Below are 18,953 nucleotides of genomic sequence, written 5' to 3' on the forward strand. Positions count from 1 at the left end.
CAGAGCCACCGACACCGCTGCCGCCATGACAGAGGTTCGGAGTTGGCGGGGGTGCCTGACGATAAGGCGCAGCGGCGCTAGAGGCTGTGGGCGTCGAGCCAGGAGCGGGCGGCGTCGGCGGGGCGAGTGCCGGTTTCGATGTCGTGGATCAGATCGGCCAGTTCATCGGTGGTCAGTTCGCCTGCTACGTAGTTGAGCTTCTTCAGCTGTTGGCGGTCGAAGATGCCGCTGCGGTAGAGGGCGACGATGCTCTGGGTGCGGGCGGTGTCCTCGGGGGCCCCACCCTCCGCGCGGGGGCGCAGGTCGGTGCCGTCCGCGGCGTCGGAGACCGAAATGCCCTGAGGGAGCGCCGAGTTGACCGCGGCGACCACCTCGTCCGGTGTGCGGGCCGGGGAGGCGGGGTTCCAGCGGTCCACGAGGGCGCCGTTGCGGGCGGGCAGGACGGCGATGCGGCCCGCGTCGAGATCGGTGAGGGGGGTGGCCAATCCGGTCATGACGGTGGAGTCGGCGCCCGCACGGTCCAGTGCTTGGGAATAGATCTCGGCGAGCAGAACCGATTCCGTCGTCGAATTCCCACCCACCACAACCACCGGGCGCGCGTCGTCGGAGGCGCAGGAAATAGTGGTGAAAGCGCAGGCTGCGGCCAGGATCGCGGCGGCGGTACGACGCACAGCGACCGAGTACATCCGGCGACACCAACTTTCCGTATTTGCCGTCAACCCGCGCAATTCGGCCCGACGGCGGGCAGTATGAACTACCAGAATGTACCTGTGGCCCCCGGGTCGCACGCACAGCGCACTGCCCGCCTTTGCCGGAAGGACACCAGTGAAAACCGACTTCGCCTCCTCATCGCCAGGACAACGTCGACCGGCACGCCGCCTCGCGATGCGGGCGGGCCGGGTACTGGTTGCCGCGGTGGCGCTGGCCGCCGCCATGATCGCCTCCGCCTGCGGCAGCAACGATCCGCTTGCCGCCAAGGGTGATTGCACGAGCGACGCGTTGATCATCGGGTCGGCCAACTTCCCCGAGTCCGAGACCGTCGCCAACATCTACACCGAGGTGCTGCGGATCAACGGCTTCAAGGTCGACACCAAGTTCGACATCGGCTCGCGCGAGGCCTACATTCCCGCACTGCGCCAGTGCGCGATCTCGCTCATTCCCGAATACACCGGCAACCTGCTGCAATACCTCGACAAAGACGCCACGGCCACCGCCGCGCCCGAAGTGAACGCCGCGCTCACCACGGCACTCGGCGACGACCTCGCCATCGCGACGCCCGCCCCCGGCGAGGACTCCGACGCGGTGGTCGTCACCCGCGCCACGGCCGACAAGTGGAACTTGAAGTCCATCGCCGACCTCGCGCCGCACTCGGCCGAGGTGAAGTTCGGCGGGATGGCCGAATTCGCCCAGCGCCCGGGCGGACTGCCGGGCTTGAAGAAGAACTACGGCCTCGATATCACCGACGCCAATTTCGTGCCGATCGCCGACGGCGGCGGCCCCGCGACGGTGCGCGCGCTGGTCGACGGCCAGGTCACCGCGGCCGACATCTTCACCACGTCGCCGGCGATCGCGCAGAACGACCTGGTCGTCCTCGCCGATCCGAAGCACAACTTCGCGGCGCAGAACGTGGTACCGCTGTTCAACGCCGCGAAGAAGACCGACAAGGCCGTCGCCGTGCTCGACGCGGTCTCGGCCAAGCTCACCACCACCGAACTGATCTCGCTGAACACGGCCGTCTCCGGCGACAGCAAGATCGAACCGAAGGCCGCCGCGCTCGCCTGGATCACCGCCCAGGGGCTGAACTCCCCCATCGGTTAGGCGCAGCTGGGCTGCGAGGAGAAATCCATTGTCCGACATCGAATTCCGCGGTATCGACAAGACGTATCCGAACGGCACACACGCGGTGCGCGATCTGAACCTGCACATCGACTCGGGATCGTTCACCGTGTTCGTCGGGCCGTCCGGCTGCGGCAAGACCACCTCGATGCGCATGATCAATCGCATGGTCGACCCCTCCGCGGGCACCATCACCGTCGACGGACGCGACATCGCGACGGTCGATCCGGTGAAACTGCGCCTCGGTGTCGGCTATGTGATCCAGAGCGGCGGGCTGCTGCCCAACCGCAGGGTGATCGACAACGTGGCGACCGTGCCGATGCTGCTCGGGCAATCACGCAGGGCGGCCCGCGCGGCCGCGCTGGAGGTGATGGACCGGGTCGGGCTGGATCGCGATCTGGCCGAGCGGTATCCGGCGCAGTTGTCCGGCGGTCAGCAGCAGCGAGTCGGGGTGGCGCGGGCGTTGGCCGCCGACCCCCCGGTGCTGTTGATGGACGAGCCGTTCAGCGCGGTCGACCCGGTGGTGCGCGCGGAACTGCAATCGGAGATGCGGCGGCTGCAGTCCGAACTACACAAGACGATCGTGTTCGTCACCCACGATATCGACGAGGCGATCACGCTCGGCGACAAGATCGCGGTGTTCGGGCTCGGCGGGGTGCTCCAGCAGTACGACACACCGGAACATGTATTGGCCCAGCCCGCAACGGATTTCGTCGCCGGGTTCGTCGGAAGGGATCGCGGCTATCGAGGGCTGTCGTTCCGCAGCGCCGAAGCTGTTGCGCTGGCACCGATTCGGACGATCGAACCGGACGACATCGCCGAATTGCGGCTCACCCAGGGCGAATGGGCACTCGTCGTCGACGCGCTCGGCAAGCCGGGCGGCTGGATCGATGTCACCGGCGTGGAGCGGGTGCGCGCCGGAAAACCTTTGGACTCCAGCGTTTCCGCGGGCGGTTCGCTGTTCACCCCGGACGGCGACCTCCGGCAGGCACTGGACGCGGCGATCTCCTCACCCTCGGGAATCGGCGTCGCCGTCGACGAGGCGGGCGCCGTGCGCGGCGGGCTGCTCGCCACCGACGTGCTGACCCAGCTCGCCGAACAGCGGGAAGCCGAAGACTCCGAACGCAATCAGGAGTTCTTCACCCAGGGCACCTCGTGAGATATCTGATCGACAACTTCGCCGAGATCATGGCGATCACCCGCACGCACCTGGTGCTGGCGCTTGTCCCCCTGCTGCTCGGCCTGGTGATCGCGGTCCCGGTCGGCGCGCTGGTGCACGGGAACCGCTGGGCCCGGCGGATCACCACCACGACGTCGAGCCTGGCCTACACCATCCCGTCGCTCGCGCTGTTCGTGATCATTCCGCCGCTTGTCGGCATCTCGATGATCGACCCGCTCAACGTGATCATCGCGCTCACCGTGTATTCGACCGCGCTGCTGCTGATCGCGGTGCCGATGGCGCTGGATACGGTGCCCGACAGCGTGATCGATGCCGCCGACGCGATCGGGTTCGGCCGGTTGCGGCGCACCGTCACCGTCGACATGCCGTTGGCGCTACCGGTTTTCACCGCCTCGCTGCGCGTGGTGGTGGTCACCAACATCGCGATGGTATCGGTCGGCGCGCTGATCGGAGTCGGCGGGCTCGGGAAGCTGTTCACGCAGGGCTATCAGCGTGATTACCCCGATCAGATCGTCGCGGGCATCATCGTCACCCTGGTGCTCGCGCTGATCTTCGATCGGCTGGTGTTCCTGCTCGGCACCCTCGCGACCCCGTGGACCAGGGCCGACGCCCGCGTGAAAGGGGCACGCTCGTGAACCTCTTCGTCGAAGCCTGGAACTATCTGAGCGACAGCGCGAACTGGGGCGGACCCACCGGCATCGAACATCGGCTGCTACAACACCTCTGGTACAGCTTCCTCGCGGTGGCGTTGTCGGCGGTGATCGCGGTGCCGCTCGGGTCGATCATCGGGCACACGCGCCGAGGCAGTGCGGTGATGGTCGGCTTCGCCAATGCCATGCGAGCGCTACCGACACTGGGTCTGCTCACCTTTCTGGTGCTCGGACTCGGGCTCGGGCTGATCCCGCCGCTGCTGGCGCTGATCACTGTCGGCATTCCGCCGCTGCTGGCGGGGGCGTACGCGGGGATCGCGAATGTGGCCGCCGATGTGGTCGACGCCTCGCGGGCGATGGGGATGACGGAGCGCCAGATCCTGTTCCGGGTCGAGGTGCCCAACGCGATGCCGGTGCTGCTCGGCGGATTGCGCGGCGCCACTCTGCAAGTCGTCGCCACCGCGACCATCGCGGCCTATGTCAACCTGGGCGGGCTCGGCCGCTACATCTTCGACGGCATCGGACTCTACCGATACGACCTCGTGCTGGTCGGCGCGCTGCTGGTCGCGGTGCTGGCGCTGGTGCTCGACGGGCTGCTCGCGGTGGCGGTGTGGGCGAGCACCCCGGGCACCGGCAGGCTCACCCGCGCGGGGACCGACCCCCGGATCTCAGTCGTCGCCGAGTAGCGCCCGCAGGTGCGGGTCCTCGGCCAGCACCTGCTGCATCCTGGCACGTTCCCGGGCACGCTGAGCGTTGGCGTGAATCCACTCCTGCGCTGCCTGCACCATCGCCACATTCACCGAAACGCCGGTAGCCGCCGCGGCGGCCGCGAGCTGCTCGGCGACGTCATCGGGAAGCTGCACGGTGATGGTGGTCATCGTTCGATGATCCCAGACAACGCGACAGCGCCCCCGTTCCGGTGGGAACGGGGGCGCTGTCAGGGAGAAACTAGGCGACGCCCTCGGCGCGCGCCGCTTCCGCGACGGCCTCGGCCACGGCCGGAGCCACGCGCGGATCGAGCGGGCTCGGGATGATCTTGTCGACGGCGAGCTCGTCGGCGACGACACCGAAGATGGCGTTCGCGGCGGCGACCTTCATGCCCTCGGTGATCCGGCGGGCACCGGCGTCGAGCGCACCCTTGAACACGCCGGGGAAGGCGAGCACATTGTTGATCTGGTTCGGGAAGTCGCTGCGGCCCGTCGCCACGATCGCCACGTACTTGGCGGCCACGTCGGGGTGGATCTCCGGGTCCGGATTGGACATGGCGAACACGATCGCCTCCGGCGCCATCGAGGCGATGAGCTCCTCGGGGATGGTGCCCGCGGACAGGCCGAGGAACACATCGGCACCGGCCAGCGCGTCGGCCGGACCACCGGTCAGGCCGCGCGGGTTGGAGCGGGCGGCCAGGTCGGCCTTCACACCGTTGAGACCGTCGCGACCGGTGCTGACGATGCCCTTCGAGTCGAGCACGACCACATCGGGCACGCCCGCGGCGATCAGGATGTTCGCGCACGCCACACCCGCCGCGCCGGCACCGGAGACGACGACCTTCAGGCCCGACATGTCACGGCCCTGCACCGCGGCCGCGCCCTTGAGGGCGGCCAGCACCACGATGGCGGTGCCGTGCTGGTCGTCGTGCATGACCGGGCAGTCCAGCGCCTCGATGACGCGACGCTCGATCTCGAAGCAGCGCGGGGCGGAGATGTCTTCCAGGTTCACCGCGCCGAAGCTCGGACGCAGGTGGATCAGCGTCTGGACGATCTCGTCGGGATCGGTGGTGTCGAGCACCAGCGGGATCGAGTTCAGGCCGGCGAACTTCTTGAACAGCGCGGCCTTGCCCTCCATCACGGGCAGCGAGGCGCGCGGGCCGATGTCACCGAGGCCGAGCACGGCGGTGCCGTCGCTGACCACGACCACGAGCCGGTCGGTCCAGGTGTAGGTCTTGGTGAGCGCGGGGTCCTCGGCGATCGCACGGCTGACCTGGGCGACACCGGGGGTGTAGGCGATGGACAGATCGCGCTGGGTCTCGAGGGGTGCGCTGAGCTCGACAGACAGCTTTCCACCGAGGTGACCCGCGAAGATCTCCTCCTGGGTGATCGCAGCGAGGCTCGCTGCGTCATCGGCCTTGGGCGCCGCGGTGGCATTCGGTGCGTCAGTCACAGGTGACACGATTTCACTCCTGCTCGAGTCGGGCTCAACCGGGGGACGGTTACCGCCGGGTATATCGGAACTACGAATTTCTGGGGCGCCGGATTGCTACGACGCTGGATCGCTATCACGCTCATCGGGTGCGCGACCACACGCGTTTCGCGGTGGCAACCGGTACACGTGGCGCGGCACTGATCCGCCGAGCGGAACCGGACGGGTGTGTCCGGGCGAGCAAACGGGTCGACCAACGCTGCGACGGTGCGTCGCACGGCGGAAGGTCACCGATGTCCCCGAACCCGGCGGTGGCAAGGGAAGGGAATCCGCAACATTCTGCCAGCACGATGCGTCGATTGCCAAACCGCGTCACGTGTCGAGCGTAGCCCTGTCGAATTGCCGTGGCGTAAGCGAAAACTCGCAGCGCAGCGGGAACATCCGGTGAACTTTCACACCGTGGCGGGGGTGGCCGCGGTGAGCTCGCCGCCGAGCGGCTCCGGCCATTCCTCCCGGCGCACCCACACGTCGTCGAGCCCACCGCAGCGCAGCCGGACCAGCCAGTCCGAGTGCGCGGCGGGGTGGTCGATGCGCCGGTGGATACCGCGGCTCTCGGCGCGCACGAGCGCGCTGTAGCCCGCCCACCGGGCGACAGCGAGCAGGGCAGCCGCCTGGCGCGCCCGCAACTGCCCCACCCCGAGGCCGCCCAGGTCGAACTGGGCGCCGGGCCACATCGCGTCCAGCTCGGCGATGCTGTCACCGAGGCTGCCCGCGCTACGCCGGTAGCTACGGCGCAGCGGCAGCGTGTGCTCCTGCACCAGACCGATCACCGACCGCGGGTCGATGTGAGCGTGCGGCCCGAGGCCCGCGCCCGGCACCGGACTCGCACTGCTCGCCCTTTCGTTGGCGACCGCGAACGCGGCGGCGCCCTGCCCCGCCCAGGCGCCCGAGGCCAGCGCCCAGGCGCCGTTGAGGCCGCCGCCCGCGCCCGCCGCTCCGGTGACGATCTGTCTGCCGGTCACGTCGCCCGCACCGAACAGGCCGCGGATCGTCGTCGAGCAATCGGTATCGGCGAGGGCCAGCCCGCCCGCGCCACGGATGGTTCCCTCCAGCACCGCCCGCACGGGCACCCGTCCCGCGGCGTCGACCGCGCCGTGCCTGCTCAGCCAGTGCCGGACGGTGTCGGGCACCTCGCTCAGCGCCGCGAAGACCCGCCCGCCGTCCGCGATGGCGGTGAGCGCCGCCGGGTACCGGTCGGACAGTTCGGCGCCCGCTTCGTCGTAGAGGGCCGCGAAATGCACCGACAGACCGGGCGCGACCGCCGGATGCGGATGTACTCGCGACAGCACCGGCGCCAGTCCGTAGGCGCTGGAGAATTCCATCCCGCACAGTTCGGCGCCCGCCTCGGCCGCCATCAGCAGGCCCTCGCCGGTGCTCACCTCGGTGCCCGCACCGCCGGACAGGAACGCGCACCCACCGGTGGCGACCACGACCGCACCCGCCCGGATGGCCCACGGTCGAAACTTGTTGTGGCGCTGGACCCCCGCCGCACCGACCACGGTGCCCGCCGGGTCGACGAGCAATTGCAGCGCCGGATGATGATCGAGGATGCGCACGCCCGCCTCGAGCGCGCCGCGCCGCAGCCGGCGCAGGTAGCTCGCGCCGTCGAAGTGCACGTGGGCGGGGTCGCCGTTCGGATCGGGCACGCGATGGCGGGTGCCCGACCAGGTCTGCAATCGCCGGTGGGTCTCGTCGACCACGCGGTGCAGCCAGGCCCGATCACCGAGCCCGCCGCCGGCGACGAACGCCTTCTCGACAGCCTCGGCGCGGCCCGGACCGGGCGGAATGTCCCAGAGCACGGTCGTGCCGTACACGGTGGGACCGCTGGAACCGCAGCGGCTCTTGTCGACCAGCACCACCCGCGCGCCCGTCGCCGCGGCCGAGACGGCAGCCCAGAGCCCAGCGGGTCCGCCGCCGAGGATCAAGACATCCGTTTCGATGCTGGTCACAAAGAGAAATATTCGGGCACAGTTCACCCGACCGCAACCATTACTTGGCCGCTAACCCCACCATTGTGTCCAAAGCAATACACCAGCCGTGACCAAGACCGCCACGGACCCGAACAATGTGGACATTCCGCGGCGCCGGTCGGCGAAGACCTGCGCGACGACCACCACGACAGCGGCCACGAAATGCACCGACAGCGATTCCGCGCCCGGCCCGGGAAAGTCGCGGCGCGAGCCGATCACCGCCGCGCCGACGACCACGCACAAGAGCACGAGAACCCCACCCGCGACAACGCCGCTGACCGTGCGCACCAGCGTCACGGGGCGATCACCGGCGTCCCGCTCGCCTTGTCGATGAGTGCTTCGTACTGATCGGGATCGGTGCCACACGCGCCGATCTCGATGGTCTTGTTGCTGCCGTGATAGTCCGACGAGCCGGTGCGCACCAGACCCAGTTCTCGCGAAAGTCCGGTCAGCACAAGGCGATCGGCTTCGTTGTGATCCGGGTGATCGATCTCGAGCCCACCCAGGCCGAGCCCGGCCAGCTCCCTGATGTCGTCGAGCGCCAGCAGCCTGCCCCGCTTACGGGCGCGCGCATGGGCGATCACGCTGACCCCGCCCGCGGCCGCGATCAACTGCACCGCCCTCGGCAGCGGGGTGTCGGCCTTCTCGGCGTAGTACGGCCCGTGCGGAGCGAGCAGATCGATGAACGCGGCATTCACGCTCTCGACGACTCCCGCCGCCACCAGCGCCTGCGCCAGATGCGGCCTGCCCACCGCCGGACCCGCGCTCGCCATCACCGCGACGGGATCGATCGGCAGTCCGTCGGCCGCCATCTTCTCCGCCATCGCCCGCACCCTGGCCACCCGCTCGCCGCGCAGGCGCTCACGCTCCTCGGCGAAACCGCGGTCGGCGGGGTCGAACAGATACGCGAGCAGGTGCACCGGCACCGGGTAGCCGTCCTCCCCCGTGCCCGTGCACGACATCTCCATGCCACGCACGAGCGTGAGCCCCGACGGTCGGGCCGCCTGGGCCTCGGCCCAGCCACCGGTGGTGTCGTGGTCGGTGATCGCGACGACGTCGAGGCCGGCCGCCGCGGCATGCCGCACCAGTTCGGCGGGAGTGTCGGTGCCGTCGGAGGCGGTGGAATGGGTATGCAGGTCGATGCGCACACCTCAGTCTTACAGTGCGGTGTCGGGTCCCGCGCGCTCCCGGGTGCGCGAGGTCGGTGCCCGTAGGATCCACTCGGTGCCCTCATTTCCGCCGATGCCGTCGTTCCACGGGCCGAATCGCGCGACGAAAACGCCGCGACCACAGGTCCCCGTGCCGACGGCGCGAGCGATCGTCGACTGTGGGGTCTACGTCGACGGCGAGCGGCAGCCGGGACATTTCTCGCCGCAACAGGCGCTGACAGCGGCGGAGAAGACCGATGCGGGATTCGTCTGGATCGGCCTGCACGACCCGGACGAGCGGCAGATGAACGACATCGCCTCGATCTTCGGCCTGCACCCGCTGGCGGTGGAGGACGCGGTGCAGGGCAGGCAACGCCCCAAGCTCGAGCGCTACGGCGACACACTGTTCCTGGTGATGAGCACGGTCTGCTACGTCGAACACGACATCGACTCGACCAGCGAGATCGTGGAGACCGGCGACATCATGGTCTTCACCGGGCCGCGCTTCGCCGTCACGGTGCGCCACGGCGAACACACCCACCTGTCCACCGTGCGCCACGAGCTCGAACAGCAGCCCGAGCAGCTGAAATACGGACCGACCTCGGTGTTGCACGCCGTCGCCGACCACATCGTGGACACCTACGTCGATGTCACCGAGTCCGTCGGTGTCGACATCGACGAGATGGAGGAGGCGGTGTTCACGCCCGCCTCGAAGATCGGCATCGGCTCGATCTACCAGCTCAAACGCGAGGTGGTGGAATTGCGAAGGGCGGTCGCGCCGCTGGCGGTTCCGCTGGAGCGGCTGGTGAACAACACCGACTTACCGGTGCCGACCGAGATCCGCCGCTATCTGCGCGACGTGGCCGACCACCAGGCCAGCGTCTCCGACCACATCAGCTACTTCGACGAAGCGCTCAGCGGGTTGGTCAATGCCGCGCTGGCCAAGATCAGCGTTCAGCAGAACACCGACATGCGCAAGATCTCGGCCTATGCCGCGATGGCGGCGGTGCCGACGCTCATCGCCGGCATCTACGGCATGAACTTCGACAATATGTGGATCCTGCATCAGTGGTGGGGATACCCCTCGACGGTGGTCCTCATGGCCGTGATCTGCGCCTGGCTGTTCCGCAGTTTCCGCCGCAACGGCTGGCTCTAGAGATTCACCGCGCCACGCTCGGGATCACGCACGTCGATCCCGGCTTCGGCCCAGGCCTCGCGCAGCGCTTGGGCGCCACGCACGCGCACCCAGGCGGCCTCGGTCGCGGTCACCGGGGTGACGCTGAGGTAGCGCACCGGGTCGGCCGGGTCCGGCAGCGCGATCGCGGGGATATCGCTCTCGCCGAGCACGACCGCGGTGAACTTCGCGTTGCGCCACAACGGTTCGCCGAGATCGAGTAGCGCGTCGGCTTGCAGCACAACGCCTTCCACCGCGGGCGAGGCGACGAGTACACCGAGGGATTTGGCCACCCCGACCTGCGGGTCGGCGCTCATCAACAGCGTCAGAACCAGTTCCGCGCGCGGTCCGCGCACCGGGTCGGCCAGCAGATCGGTCGGATCACCCATCGGATGACGGGAACCACCCAGCGTCGCGTAGTGGACCGCGCCGTCACCCGGGATACGCAGGATCTCGACCGGTTCCAGCCCGAGGAAGGTCAGCGAGGCCGAATCGACCTGTGCGCGTTCGACATCGAAGTGGTCCAGCACCGCGGCGCGGACCGTGTTCTCCACATCCATCGCGCTACAGAGCCAATCGAGCCAGCATGTCGCGGGCTTGTTCGGCGGACTTCGGATCGCACAGCACGTCGTAGCGCCCCGCGACCAACTGCATGGTCGAGGCGAAGTCGCGCTGACCCTTGGTGGCCGCGTACGGGATCGACGTGGTGATGACGCCGAAGACGATGCCGCCCAGCAGACCGACCACGAGCGGTCCGAGCGCACCGCCGGTGGTGGTGAACAGGCTCAGCAGCAGACCGAGGAACAGGCCGAGCCAGGCGCCCGACACCACGCCACCGCCGATGACCTTGCCCCACGTGAGCCGGTAGAGCACCCGCTCCACCTGCATCAGATCGACACCGACGATGGTCACGTCCTGCACCGGGAACTGCCCGTCGGCCAGGTAGTCGACCGCGCGCTGCGCCTCCGCGTACGTGGGATACGAGCCGACCGGCCAGCCCGACGGCGGCGTCGGCAACGCCTGCCGCCCGCGATTCGAGTTGCCCAAGGGATTCGTCATAGTCCTATTCTGCTATTCGTCGGCCGACTGTGCCGCAGTGAAACGCGCCATTCCACCCCCGCGGGATCAAACGCCGGTTCTCGACATTCCCGCGGCACGCCCCTTGTCGGCTACGACCTGAGCCATCTTGGCGCTTGCTTCGTCGATCATCTCATCTCCCAACATGACAGCGCCACGCGCGCCACCGGCCTCGGAGGTGTGGAAGGCGTAGGTCTCCAAGATCAACTCGGCGCGGTCGTAGTCGGCCTGACGTGGACTGAAGATCTCGTTGGCCGCGTCCACCTGGCCGGGATGGAGCACCCACTTGCCGTCGAAACCCAGTGCGGCCGTACGGGCAGCGGCCCGGCGGAAGCCGTCGACATCGCGAATCTGCAGGTAGGGGCCGTCGATCGCCTGTAGACCGTGTGCGCGGGCGGCGAGCAGGATCGTCATCAGGATGTGGTGGTAGGCGTCGCCGACGTCGTAACCTTCCGGCTGCTCCCCCACCACCAGCGTGCGCATATTGATACTGGCCATGAAATCGGCGGGCCCGAACACCAGCGTCTGCACGCGCGGGCTCGCGGTGGCGATGGCGTCGATATTGCGCAGGCCCAGCGCGTTCTCGATCTGCGGTTCGATGCCGATCCGGCCGACCTCGAGACCGCTCGCCTTCTCCACCTGGGTGAGCAACAGGTCGAGTGCTCGCACCTGACCCGCGTCGGTGACCTTGGGCAACAGGATCGCGTCGAGCCAGCTGCCCGCGCCCTCGACCACGCTGATCACATCGGCGAAAGTCCATTCGGTCGACCAGTCGTTGACCCGCACCACCCGCAACTGCGAACCCCAGCCCGGTTCGTTCAGGGCGGCGACGATATTCGCGCGCGCGGCCGCCTTGGCACCGGGGGCGACCGCGTCCTCCAGATCGAGGAAGACCTCGTCGACCGGCAGAGTCTTCGCCTTCGCGATCATCTTCGGGTTGCTACCCGGCACCGCGAGCACCGAACGACGTGGCTTCATGAGGAGCGCCTCCTGGTTCGAGCGGCCGTACCCGACCGATAGCCTGATGGTCATGGCAACCACCAGGGTGTATGTCGCCCGGCTCGCCGGCCTGACGGTGCTGGGTCCGGACGGGGAGTCTATCGGCCGGGTCCGCGACGTGGTCGTCGCCGTCCGGAACGCGCGCCAGCCGCCGCGTGTGCACGGGCTCGTCGTCGAATTGCTCACCCGGCGGCGAATTTTCGTACCGATCCTGCGGGTGACCGCGATCGAACCCGGCATGGTCACGCTCAATACCGGGACCGTGAGCCTGCGCCGTTTCGCACCGCGAGCCGGCGAGCTCCTGGCCATGGCGCAGATCGTCGACTCACAGGTGCGGGTGAACGACCCGGATCTGCCGGATCTGGCCGACGTCGACGTGCTGGTCGCCGATCTGGGTATCGAACAGACCAGGACCAGAGATTGGATCGTCAGCCGGGTCGCCGTGCGCGGACATCGGCGGATCGGGCGCAGGCGCGCGGTGCATGTCGTGGAGTGGTCACAGGTCGACGGGCTCACCCCCGCCGAGGTGGACCGGCCCGGCCAGGACGTGACCACCCTGCTCACCCAGTTCGAGGGACTGCGCGCGGCCGATGTCGCGCATCGGTTGCGTGAGCTGCCGGAAAAGCGCCGCATCGAGGTGGCGATCGCCCTCGACGACGAACGCCTCGCCGACGTGGTCCAGGAACTGCCCGATGACGACCAGGTCGACTTGCTCAGCCACCTCGAGGTGCGCCGCGCCGCCGACGTCCTCGAGGCGATGGACCCCGACGATGCCGCCGACCTGCTCGGCGAGCTGCCCGAGAGCGAAGCCGAATCACTGCTGGCCCTGATGGATCCCGAGGAATCCGAGCCGGTGCGCCGACTGCTCGCGCACTCCCCCGACACCGCGGGCGGTCTGATGACGCCGAAACCGATCGTGCTCGGGCCGGCGACGACCGTCGCCGAAGCGCTGGCCCGGGTCCGCGACCCCGACCTCACGCCCGCGCTGGCCTCGATGGCCTTCGTCGTGCGACCGCCGACAGCCACGCCGACCGGCCGCTACCTGGGCTGTGTGCACATTCAGCAGCTGCTGCGGGAACCGCCCGCGCATCTGGTGGGCGGGATCGTCGACAGCGATCTGGCGCCGCTGTCACCCGACCTGCCGCTCTCGGCGGTGACCCGCTACTTCGCCACCTACAACCTGGTGTGCGGGCCGGTGGTCGACGCGGAGAACCATCTACTCGGCGCGGTGACCGTCGACGACGTCCTCGATCATCTGCTGCCCGAGGATTGGCGCGAAGAAGAGCCCCCGGCACTGCAGCAGGTCGAGGCGAGCGGGAGTACGGCATGAGTGAGAAGAATCCGGCGCGGCTACGTTTGGAGACGCCGGTCGGGTCGCGCTTCCGCTTCGACTGGGATTCGGACGCCCTCGCACAGGCCAGTGAGCGCGTCGCCCGGTTCCTCGGCACCGGGCGCTACCTCGCGATTCAAACGGTGATCGTGATCGTGTGGATCCTGCTCAATGTGTTCGCGGTGGCGCTGCGCTGGGATCCGTACCCGTTCATCCTGCTCAATCTGGCCTTCTCCACCCAGGCCGCCTATGCGGCGCCGCTGATCCTGCTGGCCCAGAACCGCCAGGACAACAGGGACAAGGTCTCGCTCGAAGAGGACCGGACCCGGGCCGCGCAGACCAAAGCCGATACCGAGTTCCTCGCCCGCGAACTCGCCTCGCTGCGGCTGGCGGTGGGCGAGGTCGCCACCCGCGACTACCTGCGGCGTGAACTGGAGGAGATCAAGGACGTGCTCGACCGCATCGATGCGGTCACCACGCCCGACGGCGCGCCGAAGCCGGACAAAAAGCGAAAAGCGGTCCGCAAGAAAACCTCCGGTCAAACGCCCTCTTCCGCCCCGATTTCGCCTGGTGCCCCAGATGTATGACCGGAAATGCTCAACAACTTCCTGACCGGTAGGTAACCTGGATCACGTTGTTCCGGGTGGGCCGGAGGGGGACTCTGCGGCCCGCCGCTTTTCGACGAAAAGGGTGTGGCCGTGCGAATCTCTGCTCCGATAACGATGTCGGCCCTTGTAGTCGCAGGTCTCGTCGCCTCCGGGTCCGGGGTGCACACCAGCGACCCGAGTACCGCGCCGACCGCACCGGAGGCGCTGCTGGCCGCCACGGCGAGCACCGCCGAGGACACACCCGAAACCGATCCGTCCGAGATCGTCGGCCTGCTGCCGGTCGCGCAGGAGGCGCCGCGCCGGTTGCGCGCGCTCAACGCCAACACCGCCGCGCCCTTCGCGGGAACCGTGCCGCTGCAGAGCATTTCGCTGCCCACCGGCAGCGGCGCGCTCGGCATCCCGGAGATCGTGCTCGCCGCCTACCGCAACGCCGAGCTGGCCATGGAATCCGCGCAGCCCGGCTGCGGGCTCACCTGGAACCTGCTCGCGGGCATCGGCCGGATCGAATCCGGGCACGCCAGCAGTGGCCGCACCGACCCCGCCGGTACGACGACGACGCCGATCTTCGGCCCCGCGCTCGACGGCACCCTGCCCGGCAACGAGGTGATCAAGGAGGCCGACGGCGGTTTCGTGCGAGCCCTCGGTCCCATGCAGTTCCTGCCGAGCACCTGGGCGCACTACGCCGCCGACGGCAACGGCGACGGCGCCGCGGACCCGCACAATGTCTTCGACGCCGCGCTGGCCGCGGGCAAGTACCTCTGCTCGGGCGGCATGAACCTGCGCGAGGCGGCCCAGGAGCTGCGGGCGGTGCTGCGCTACAACAACTCGATGTCCTACGCGGCCAACGTGCTGAGCTGGTCGGCGGCGTACCGGACCGGCGGCGCGCCGAGTCAGGTCGCCATCTCGCCGGAGATCATCCCGCCGGGCAGTGGTCCGCTGGTGGCGCCCAATGTGCTGGCGGCCTCGACCAACACGCCCACCACCACGCCCACACCGACGACGCCGAAGGTCACCACGCCGACGCAGGTGATGATCACGCTGCCCGGTCTGCCGCCGATCCCCTGCGGGATCTTCTGCCCGGCGCCGGTCGCACCACCCGAGAAGTGCGTGAGCGAGCCGCTGCCCGCGCAGATGCCGAACCCGCTCGAACCCGAGCCGCAGCGTGCCGACAAGCCCGCCGAGCAGACCTTCGGCGCCGCGGCGCCGAAGGATCCGGCCGCGCCCGAGCAGCCGGTGATCGCGCCCGCCGCGTGTACCCCGGAGGCCGTCGCCCCCGCCGAGACACCCGCACCCACCACGCCGGAGAAGACACCGGAACCGGGTGTCGCCCCGGCCGAGGAGCCCGCACCCGCCGAGCCCGCGCCGGTGGCGCCCACCCAGCAGCCCGGCATCACGCTGCCGTTCGGCATCGTCATCCCGCTGCCGCCTGCCCCCGCACCGGCCCCGTAGAAATCAAACCGAAACTCAGATCACGGAGGGGTAACAAAAAGGTCTCGGGTGCGGTAATCTCTTCTCATCCAACACGGTTGAGGAGGGCACCACACAGTGGGTCGTCATCGGAAACAGCCTGCTACGACAGTTCGCCGTAGCTCGCTCATCGCACTGACCGGTTTGGTCCCCGCTGGATTGGTAGCCGTTACCGCGGCCGCCACCGAGGCGACCCCGGCAACGAACGCAGCTGTCGAGCACGACCTGGGGCCCGGCGCCGAGCCGGAGGCCGCGGCCGATCTGGTCGCGTCCCCCCAGGCCGACATCGCCGAGATCGTCCACGCGGAAGCGCGCCAGTCGCCCTCGGCCGCGCCGGTCGTGAAAACCGTTGCACTGCCCGATGATCGCGCGTCCGCTGATCTGCCCGCGGGCCCGCTCGGCATTCCTGGCATCGCCGTGGCCGCTTATCAGACCGCCGAACAGCAACTGGCCGTGGAGAATCCGAACTGCGGGATGTCCTGGTCGCTGCTGGCGGGCATCGGCCGCGTCGAATCCACCCACGCCTACGGCAAGGCCGACGCGCAGGGTAACCCGATCAAGGCGGTCTACGGACCCGTCCTCGACGGCAGCCTCTCCGGCAACAACGTCATCCACGACACCGACGGCGGCGACCTCGACGGCCTCGGCGGCTACGACCGCGCCATCGGCCCGATGCAGTTCCTGCCCGAGACCTGGCACCGCTATGCCGCCGACGGCAACGCCGACGGCATCGCCGACCCCCAGAACCTCTTCGACGCGGCCCTCACCGCGGGCCGCTACCTGTGCGACGGCGGCCTGAACATGCGCGACCTCTCCCAGCAGTCGAAGGCGATCCTGCGCTACAACAACTCGATGGCCTACGTCGCCAACGTGATGGCCTGGTCGGGTTCCTACTCCAGCGGCCTCGCCCCCAAGCCCCAGGACCTCCCCCGAATCCACTAGGAAGCGGGCCTACCGGCCATCGACTGTCGTCCCCGGATCGTCGACCGATCCGGGGACGCATAACATCGGGGGTATGTCAGTGATTACGGAAGCGGATGTGCGGGCGGCGCTCGCGAAGGTCGACGACCCGGAGATCCGCAAACCGATCACCGAGTTGGGGATGGTCAAGTCCATCGCCATCGCCGACAGCGGTGATGTGCACATCGAGATCTACCTGACCACCTCCGGGTGCCCGCTGCGGACCGAGATCATTCAGCGGGTCACCAAGGCCGTCGCAGACGTCAACGGAGCGGGCGCGGTGACCGTCGACCTCGATGTGATGAGCGACGAGCAACGCACCGAGCTGCGCAAGTCGCTACGTGGCGATTCGGCCGAACCGATCATCCCGTTCGCCCAGCCCGGCTCGCTGACCCGCGTCTACGCGGTGGCGTCCGGCAAGGGTGGCGTCGGCAAGTCCAGCGTCACCGCCAACCTCGCCGTGGCGCTGGCCCAGCGCGGGCTGTCGGTCGGGGTGCTCGACGCCGATATCTACGGCCACTCCATCCCGCGCATGCTCGGCTCCGACGCCAAGCCCACCCAGGTCGAGCGGATGATCATGCCGCCGGTCGCGCACGACGTGAAGATGATCTCGATCGCGCAGTTCACCCAGGGCAATACCCCGGTGGTGTGGCGCGGTCCGATGCTGCACCGCGCGCTGCAGCAGTTCCTCGCCGACGTGTTCTGGGGCGACCTGGACGTGCTGCTGCTCGACCTGCCGCCCGGCACCGGCGACGTCGCGATCTCCCTCGCCCAGCTCATCCCGAGCGCCGAGATCCTGGTCGTGACCACCCCGCAGATCGCCGCCGCCGAGGTGGCCGAGCGTGCGGGTGCGATCGCCCTGCAGACCCGCCAGCGCATCGCCGGGGTCGTGGAGAACATGTCCTGGCTCGACCTGCCCGATGGTTCACGCATGGAGCTCTACGGCTCCGGCGGCGGCCAGGTCGTCGCCGACCGCCTCACCCGCGCCGTCGGCTCGAATGTGCCGTTGCTCGGCCAGGTCCCGATCGAGCAGGCCCTGCGCGAAGGCGGCGACGACGGCAACCCGATCGTGCTCTCCGACCCGACCAACCCGGCCGCGGTCGCCTTGCTCGAAGTCGCCGACAAACTCGCCGTCCGCAAGCGCGGCCTCGCGGGCATGTCCCTCGGCATCGATACCACTCGACACCTGTAGAACATGGGTAACTCACCGGGTACGAGCAAACCTGACAACCTCGAGAACCGTCGGCCGCCAACGGCGCGCAAGTCCGCGCACGAGTCCGGCTCGAATACGCGGAGAGGCGGAGGAGCTTCATGCTGACGCTGCTTCTATACGTGCTCATCGTCGGGTTGGTCGCGGCGATGCTGTTCCTCGTCGCCAGTGCGGTATTCGGGCGGTCCGAGGAACTCGGGCCCCTGCCCGAGGGGACCACCGCTACCGTGCTGCCCGCCGACGGCGTCACGGGGGCCGATGTGCGGGCGTTGCGATTCCAGCAGGTGGTGCGCGGGTACAAGGCCGGCGAGGTCGACTGGGCGCTGGGCAGGCTGGCCGAGCGGATCGACGAACTCGAGTTCGAGCTGGCGCAGGCTCGGCAGTGGCAGGCACAGGTGGCGGCGGGCCAGGATCGCGGGTGAGCGAGCTCGCCGACGACGGCCTCGTGCGCTGCGACTGGTCGACTGGTTCGCAGCTGTACCGCGATTACCACGACACCGAATGGGGTCAGCCCCTACACGGTGACGACGCCATGTTCGAACGGCTCTGCCTCGAGGCCTTCCAGTCCGGCCTGGCCTGGATCACGGTCCTGCGGAAACGCCCCGCCTTTCGCACCGCGTTCGCCGGTTTCGAGATCGCGAAGGTCGCCGAGTTCGATGATCGGGACCGCGCGCGGCTGCTGGCCGACGCGGGCATCGTGCGAAACCGCGCCAAGATCGACGCGGTGATCAACAATGCCCGGGTTGCTCGCGACCTGCCGGTGAGCCTGGACGAGCTGCTGTGGTCGTTCGCACCCGCGCCACGCCCACGGCCGACCTCGATCGCGAATGTGCCCGCCACCACACCTGAATCCATTGCTCTGGCAAAGGAATTGAAGCGGCGAGGGTTCGCTTTCGTCGGCCCGACGACGGCGTATGCCCTCATGCAGGCAACCGGCATGGTGGACGATCACCTGGATGTTTGCTGGGTGGGAGCGGTACCGAACGGAACCGACTCTGCAGTCACATTTCGCACTCAGGTGTCCGCCCGCGACGGCAATAGGGAAGAATAGGACCGGTGTGGCCCGCCGAACACCCGGCGAGCCCGCTGGTTGGCGACAACCGGCAGACGAGAAAACAGTGCGCAGAACCACCGCGCAGATCTGG

21 protein-coding genes are annotated in these 18,953 nt (G+C 68.8%); 12 read left to right on the forward strand and 9 right to left on the reverse strand.

The features are described 5' to 3' along the window. Positions 1 to 77: 77 nt before the first annotated feature. Entirely contained in the window at positions 78 to 686 is a 609-nt protein-coding gene (locus ACFVJ5_RS25050; protein WP_379223577.1) for a hypothetical protein, read from the reverse strand. Between the two features lie 199 nt (positions 687 to 885). On the opposite strand from ACFVJ5_RS25050, the gene ACFVJ5_RS25055 reads away from it, so the two are divergent. From ACFVJ5_RS25055 to ACFVJ5_RS25070, 4 genes are read left to right on the forward strand one after another with little or no spacing between them, the layout of a single operon-like run. After that, complete coding sequence (locus ACFVJ5_RS25055; RefSeq protein ID WP_379223954.1) at positions 886 to 1,818, forward strand: ABC transporter substrate-binding protein; 933 nt, start codon at positions 886 to 888, stop codon at positions 1,816 to 1,818. Between the two features lie 28 nt (positions 1,819 to 1,846). Next, complete coding sequence (locus ACFVJ5_RS25060; protein WP_379223578.1) at positions 1,847 to 2,995, forward strand: ABC transporter ATP-binding protein; 1,149 nt, start codon at positions 1,847 to 1,849, stop codon at positions 2,993 to 2,995. Beyond that, positions 2,992 to 3,651: an ABC transporter permease gene (locus ACFVJ5_RS25065; protein ID WP_379223580.1), complete on the forward strand. Its 660-nt coding sequence runs from the start codon at positions 2,992 to 2,994 to the stop codon at positions 3,649 to 3,651. Before ACFVJ5_RS25060 ends, ACFVJ5_RS25065 begins: the two co-directional genes overlap by 4 nt. Beyond that, on the forward strand, positions 3,648 to 4,352 hold the full coding sequence (locus tag ACFVJ5_RS25070; protein ID WP_379223582.1) for an ABC transporter permease: 705 nt from the start codon (positions 3,648 to 3,650) through the stop codon (positions 4,350 to 4,352). Before ACFVJ5_RS25065 ends, ACFVJ5_RS25070 begins: the two co-directional genes overlap by 4 nt. Here ACFVJ5_RS25070 and ACFVJ5_RS25075 read toward each other — a convergent pair. The 5 genes from ACFVJ5_RS25075 to ACFVJ5_RS25095 form a co-directional block, all read right to left on the reverse strand. Beyond that, complete coding sequence (locus ACFVJ5_RS25075) at positions 4,335 to 4,544, reverse strand: ribbon-helix-helix protein, CopG family (protein ID WP_379223583.1); 210 nt, start codon at positions 4,542 to 4,544, stop codon at positions 4,335 to 4,337. The genes ACFVJ5_RS25070 and ACFVJ5_RS25075 overlap by 18 nt on opposite strands. A 70-nt stretch (positions 4,545 to 4,614) precedes the next feature. Then, positions 4,615 to 5,835, reverse strand: a complete 1,221-nt coding sequence (locus tag ACFVJ5_RS25080; RefSeq protein WP_378638290.1) for an NADP-dependent malic enzyme — start codon at positions 5,833 to 5,835, stop codon at positions 4,615 to 4,617. A gap of 422 nt (positions 5,836 to 6,257) precedes the next feature. After that, positions 6,258 to 7,814 (reverse strand): FAD-binding protein, encoded by a 1,557-nt coding sequence (locus ACFVJ5_RS25085; RefSeq protein ID WP_379223585.1) that lies wholly within the window; start codon positions 7,812 to 7,814, stop codon positions 6,258 to 6,260. A gap of 51 nt (positions 7,815 to 7,865) precedes the next feature. Beyond that, positions 7,866 to 8,132: a hypothetical protein gene (locus tag ACFVJ5_RS25090; RefSeq protein WP_379223587.1), complete on the reverse strand. Its 267-nt coding sequence runs from the start codon at positions 8,130 to 8,132 to the stop codon at positions 7,866 to 7,868. Beyond that, complete coding sequence (locus ACFVJ5_RS25095; RefSeq protein ID WP_379223589.1) at positions 8,129 to 8,983, reverse strand: PHP domain-containing protein; 855 nt, start codon at positions 8,981 to 8,983, stop codon at positions 8,129 to 8,131. The genes ACFVJ5_RS25090 and ACFVJ5_RS25095 overlap by 4 nt, the downstream gene beginning before the upstream one ends. Before the next feature lie 67 nt (positions 8,984 to 9,050). Between ACFVJ5_RS25095 and ACFVJ5_RS25100 the strand changes: the two genes are divergently transcribed. Next, positions 9,051 to 10,139, forward strand: coding sequence for a magnesium and cobalt transport protein CorA (locus ACFVJ5_RS25100; protein ID WP_379223956.1), 1,089 nt, complete (start codon positions 9,051 to 9,053; stop codon positions 10,137 to 10,139). On the opposite strand, the gene ACFVJ5_RS25105 is transcribed toward ACFVJ5_RS25100, so the two are convergent. The 3 genes from ACFVJ5_RS25105 to ACFVJ5_RS25115 all read right to left on the reverse strand — a co-directional run bounded on the left by ACFVJ5_RS25105 (position 10,136) and on the right by ACFVJ5_RS25115 (position 12,212). Beyond that, complete coding sequence (locus ACFVJ5_RS25105; RefSeq protein ID WP_379223591.1) at positions 10,136 to 10,717, reverse strand: suppressor of fused domain protein; 582 nt, start codon at positions 10,715 to 10,717, stop codon at positions 10,136 to 10,138. The genes ACFVJ5_RS25100 and ACFVJ5_RS25105 overlap by 4 nt on opposite strands. Positions 10,718 to 10,721: 4 nt before the next feature. Next, positions 10,722 to 11,216: a general stress protein gene (locus ACFVJ5_RS25110; RefSeq protein WP_056813349.1), complete on the reverse strand. Its 495-nt coding sequence runs from the start codon at positions 11,214 to 11,216 to the stop codon at positions 10,722 to 10,724. A gap of 66 nt (positions 11,217 to 11,282) precedes the next feature. Beyond that, positions 11,283 to 12,212 (reverse strand): HpcH/HpaI aldolase/citrate lyase family protein, encoded by a 930-nt coding sequence (locus tag ACFVJ5_RS25115; RefSeq protein WP_379223958.1) that lies wholly within the window; start codon positions 12,210 to 12,212, stop codon positions 11,283 to 11,285. Between the two features lie 52 nt (positions 12,213 to 12,264). Here ACFVJ5_RS25115 and ACFVJ5_RS25120 point away from each other — a divergent pair, with 52 nt between their 5' ends. The 7 genes from ACFVJ5_RS25120 to ACFVJ5_RS25150 all read left to right on the forward strand — a co-directional run bounded on the left by ACFVJ5_RS25120 (position 12,265) and on the right by ACFVJ5_RS25150 (position 18,859). Further along, positions 12,265 to 13,563 carry a magnesium transporter MgtE N-terminal domain-containing protein gene (locus ACFVJ5_RS25120; protein ID WP_379223593.1) on the forward strand — a complete coding sequence of 433 codons (1,299 nt, stop codon included), beginning with the start codon at positions 12,265 to 12,267 and terminating at the stop codon, positions 13,561 to 13,563. Further along, on the forward strand, positions 13,560 to 14,150 hold the full coding sequence (locus tag ACFVJ5_RS25125; protein ID WP_379223595.1) for a DUF1003 domain-containing protein: 591 nt from the start codon (positions 13,560 to 13,562) through the stop codon (positions 14,148 to 14,150). The genes ACFVJ5_RS25120 and ACFVJ5_RS25125 overlap by 4 nt, the downstream gene beginning before the upstream one ends. A 111-nt stretch (positions 14,151 to 14,261) precedes the next feature. Next, on the forward strand, positions 14,262 to 15,620 hold the full coding sequence (locus tag ACFVJ5_RS25130) for a lytic transglycosylase domain-containing protein (RefSeq protein ID WP_379223597.1): 1,359 nt from the start codon (positions 14,262 to 14,264) through the stop codon (positions 15,618 to 15,620). A gap of 96 nt (positions 15,621 to 15,716) precedes the next feature. Then, on the forward strand, positions 15,717 to 16,580 hold the full coding sequence (locus tag ACFVJ5_RS25135; protein WP_379223598.1) for a lytic transglycosylase domain-containing protein: 864 nt from the start codon (positions 15,717 to 15,719) through the stop codon (positions 16,578 to 16,580). A gap of 73 nt (positions 16,581 to 16,653) precedes the next feature. Further along, positions 16,654 to 17,790, forward strand: coding sequence for an Mrp/NBP35 family ATP-binding protein (locus ACFVJ5_RS25140; RefSeq protein ID WP_379223600.1), 1,137 nt, complete (start codon positions 16,654 to 16,656; stop codon positions 17,788 to 17,790). A gap of 119 nt (positions 17,791 to 17,909) precedes the next feature. Further along, on the forward strand, positions 17,910 to 18,230 hold the full coding sequence (locus ACFVJ5_RS25145; protein WP_378638270.1) for a DivIVA domain-containing protein: 321 nt from the start codon (positions 17,910 to 17,912) through the stop codon (positions 18,228 to 18,230). Continuing rightward, positions 18,227 to 18,859, forward strand: coding sequence for a DNA-3-methyladenine glycosylase I (locus ACFVJ5_RS25150; protein WP_379223602.1), 633 nt, complete (start codon positions 18,227 to 18,229; stop codon positions 18,857 to 18,859). The genes ACFVJ5_RS25145 and ACFVJ5_RS25150 overlap by 4 nt, the downstream gene beginning before the upstream one ends. The last annotated feature ends 94 nt before the right edge of the window (positions 18,860 to 18,953 follow it).

It is taken from the genome of Nocardia sp. NPDC127606 (assembly GCF_042671725.1).
Taxonomy (GTDB): Bacteria; Actinomycetota; Actinomycetes; order Mycobacteriales; family Mycobacteriaceae; genus Nocardia.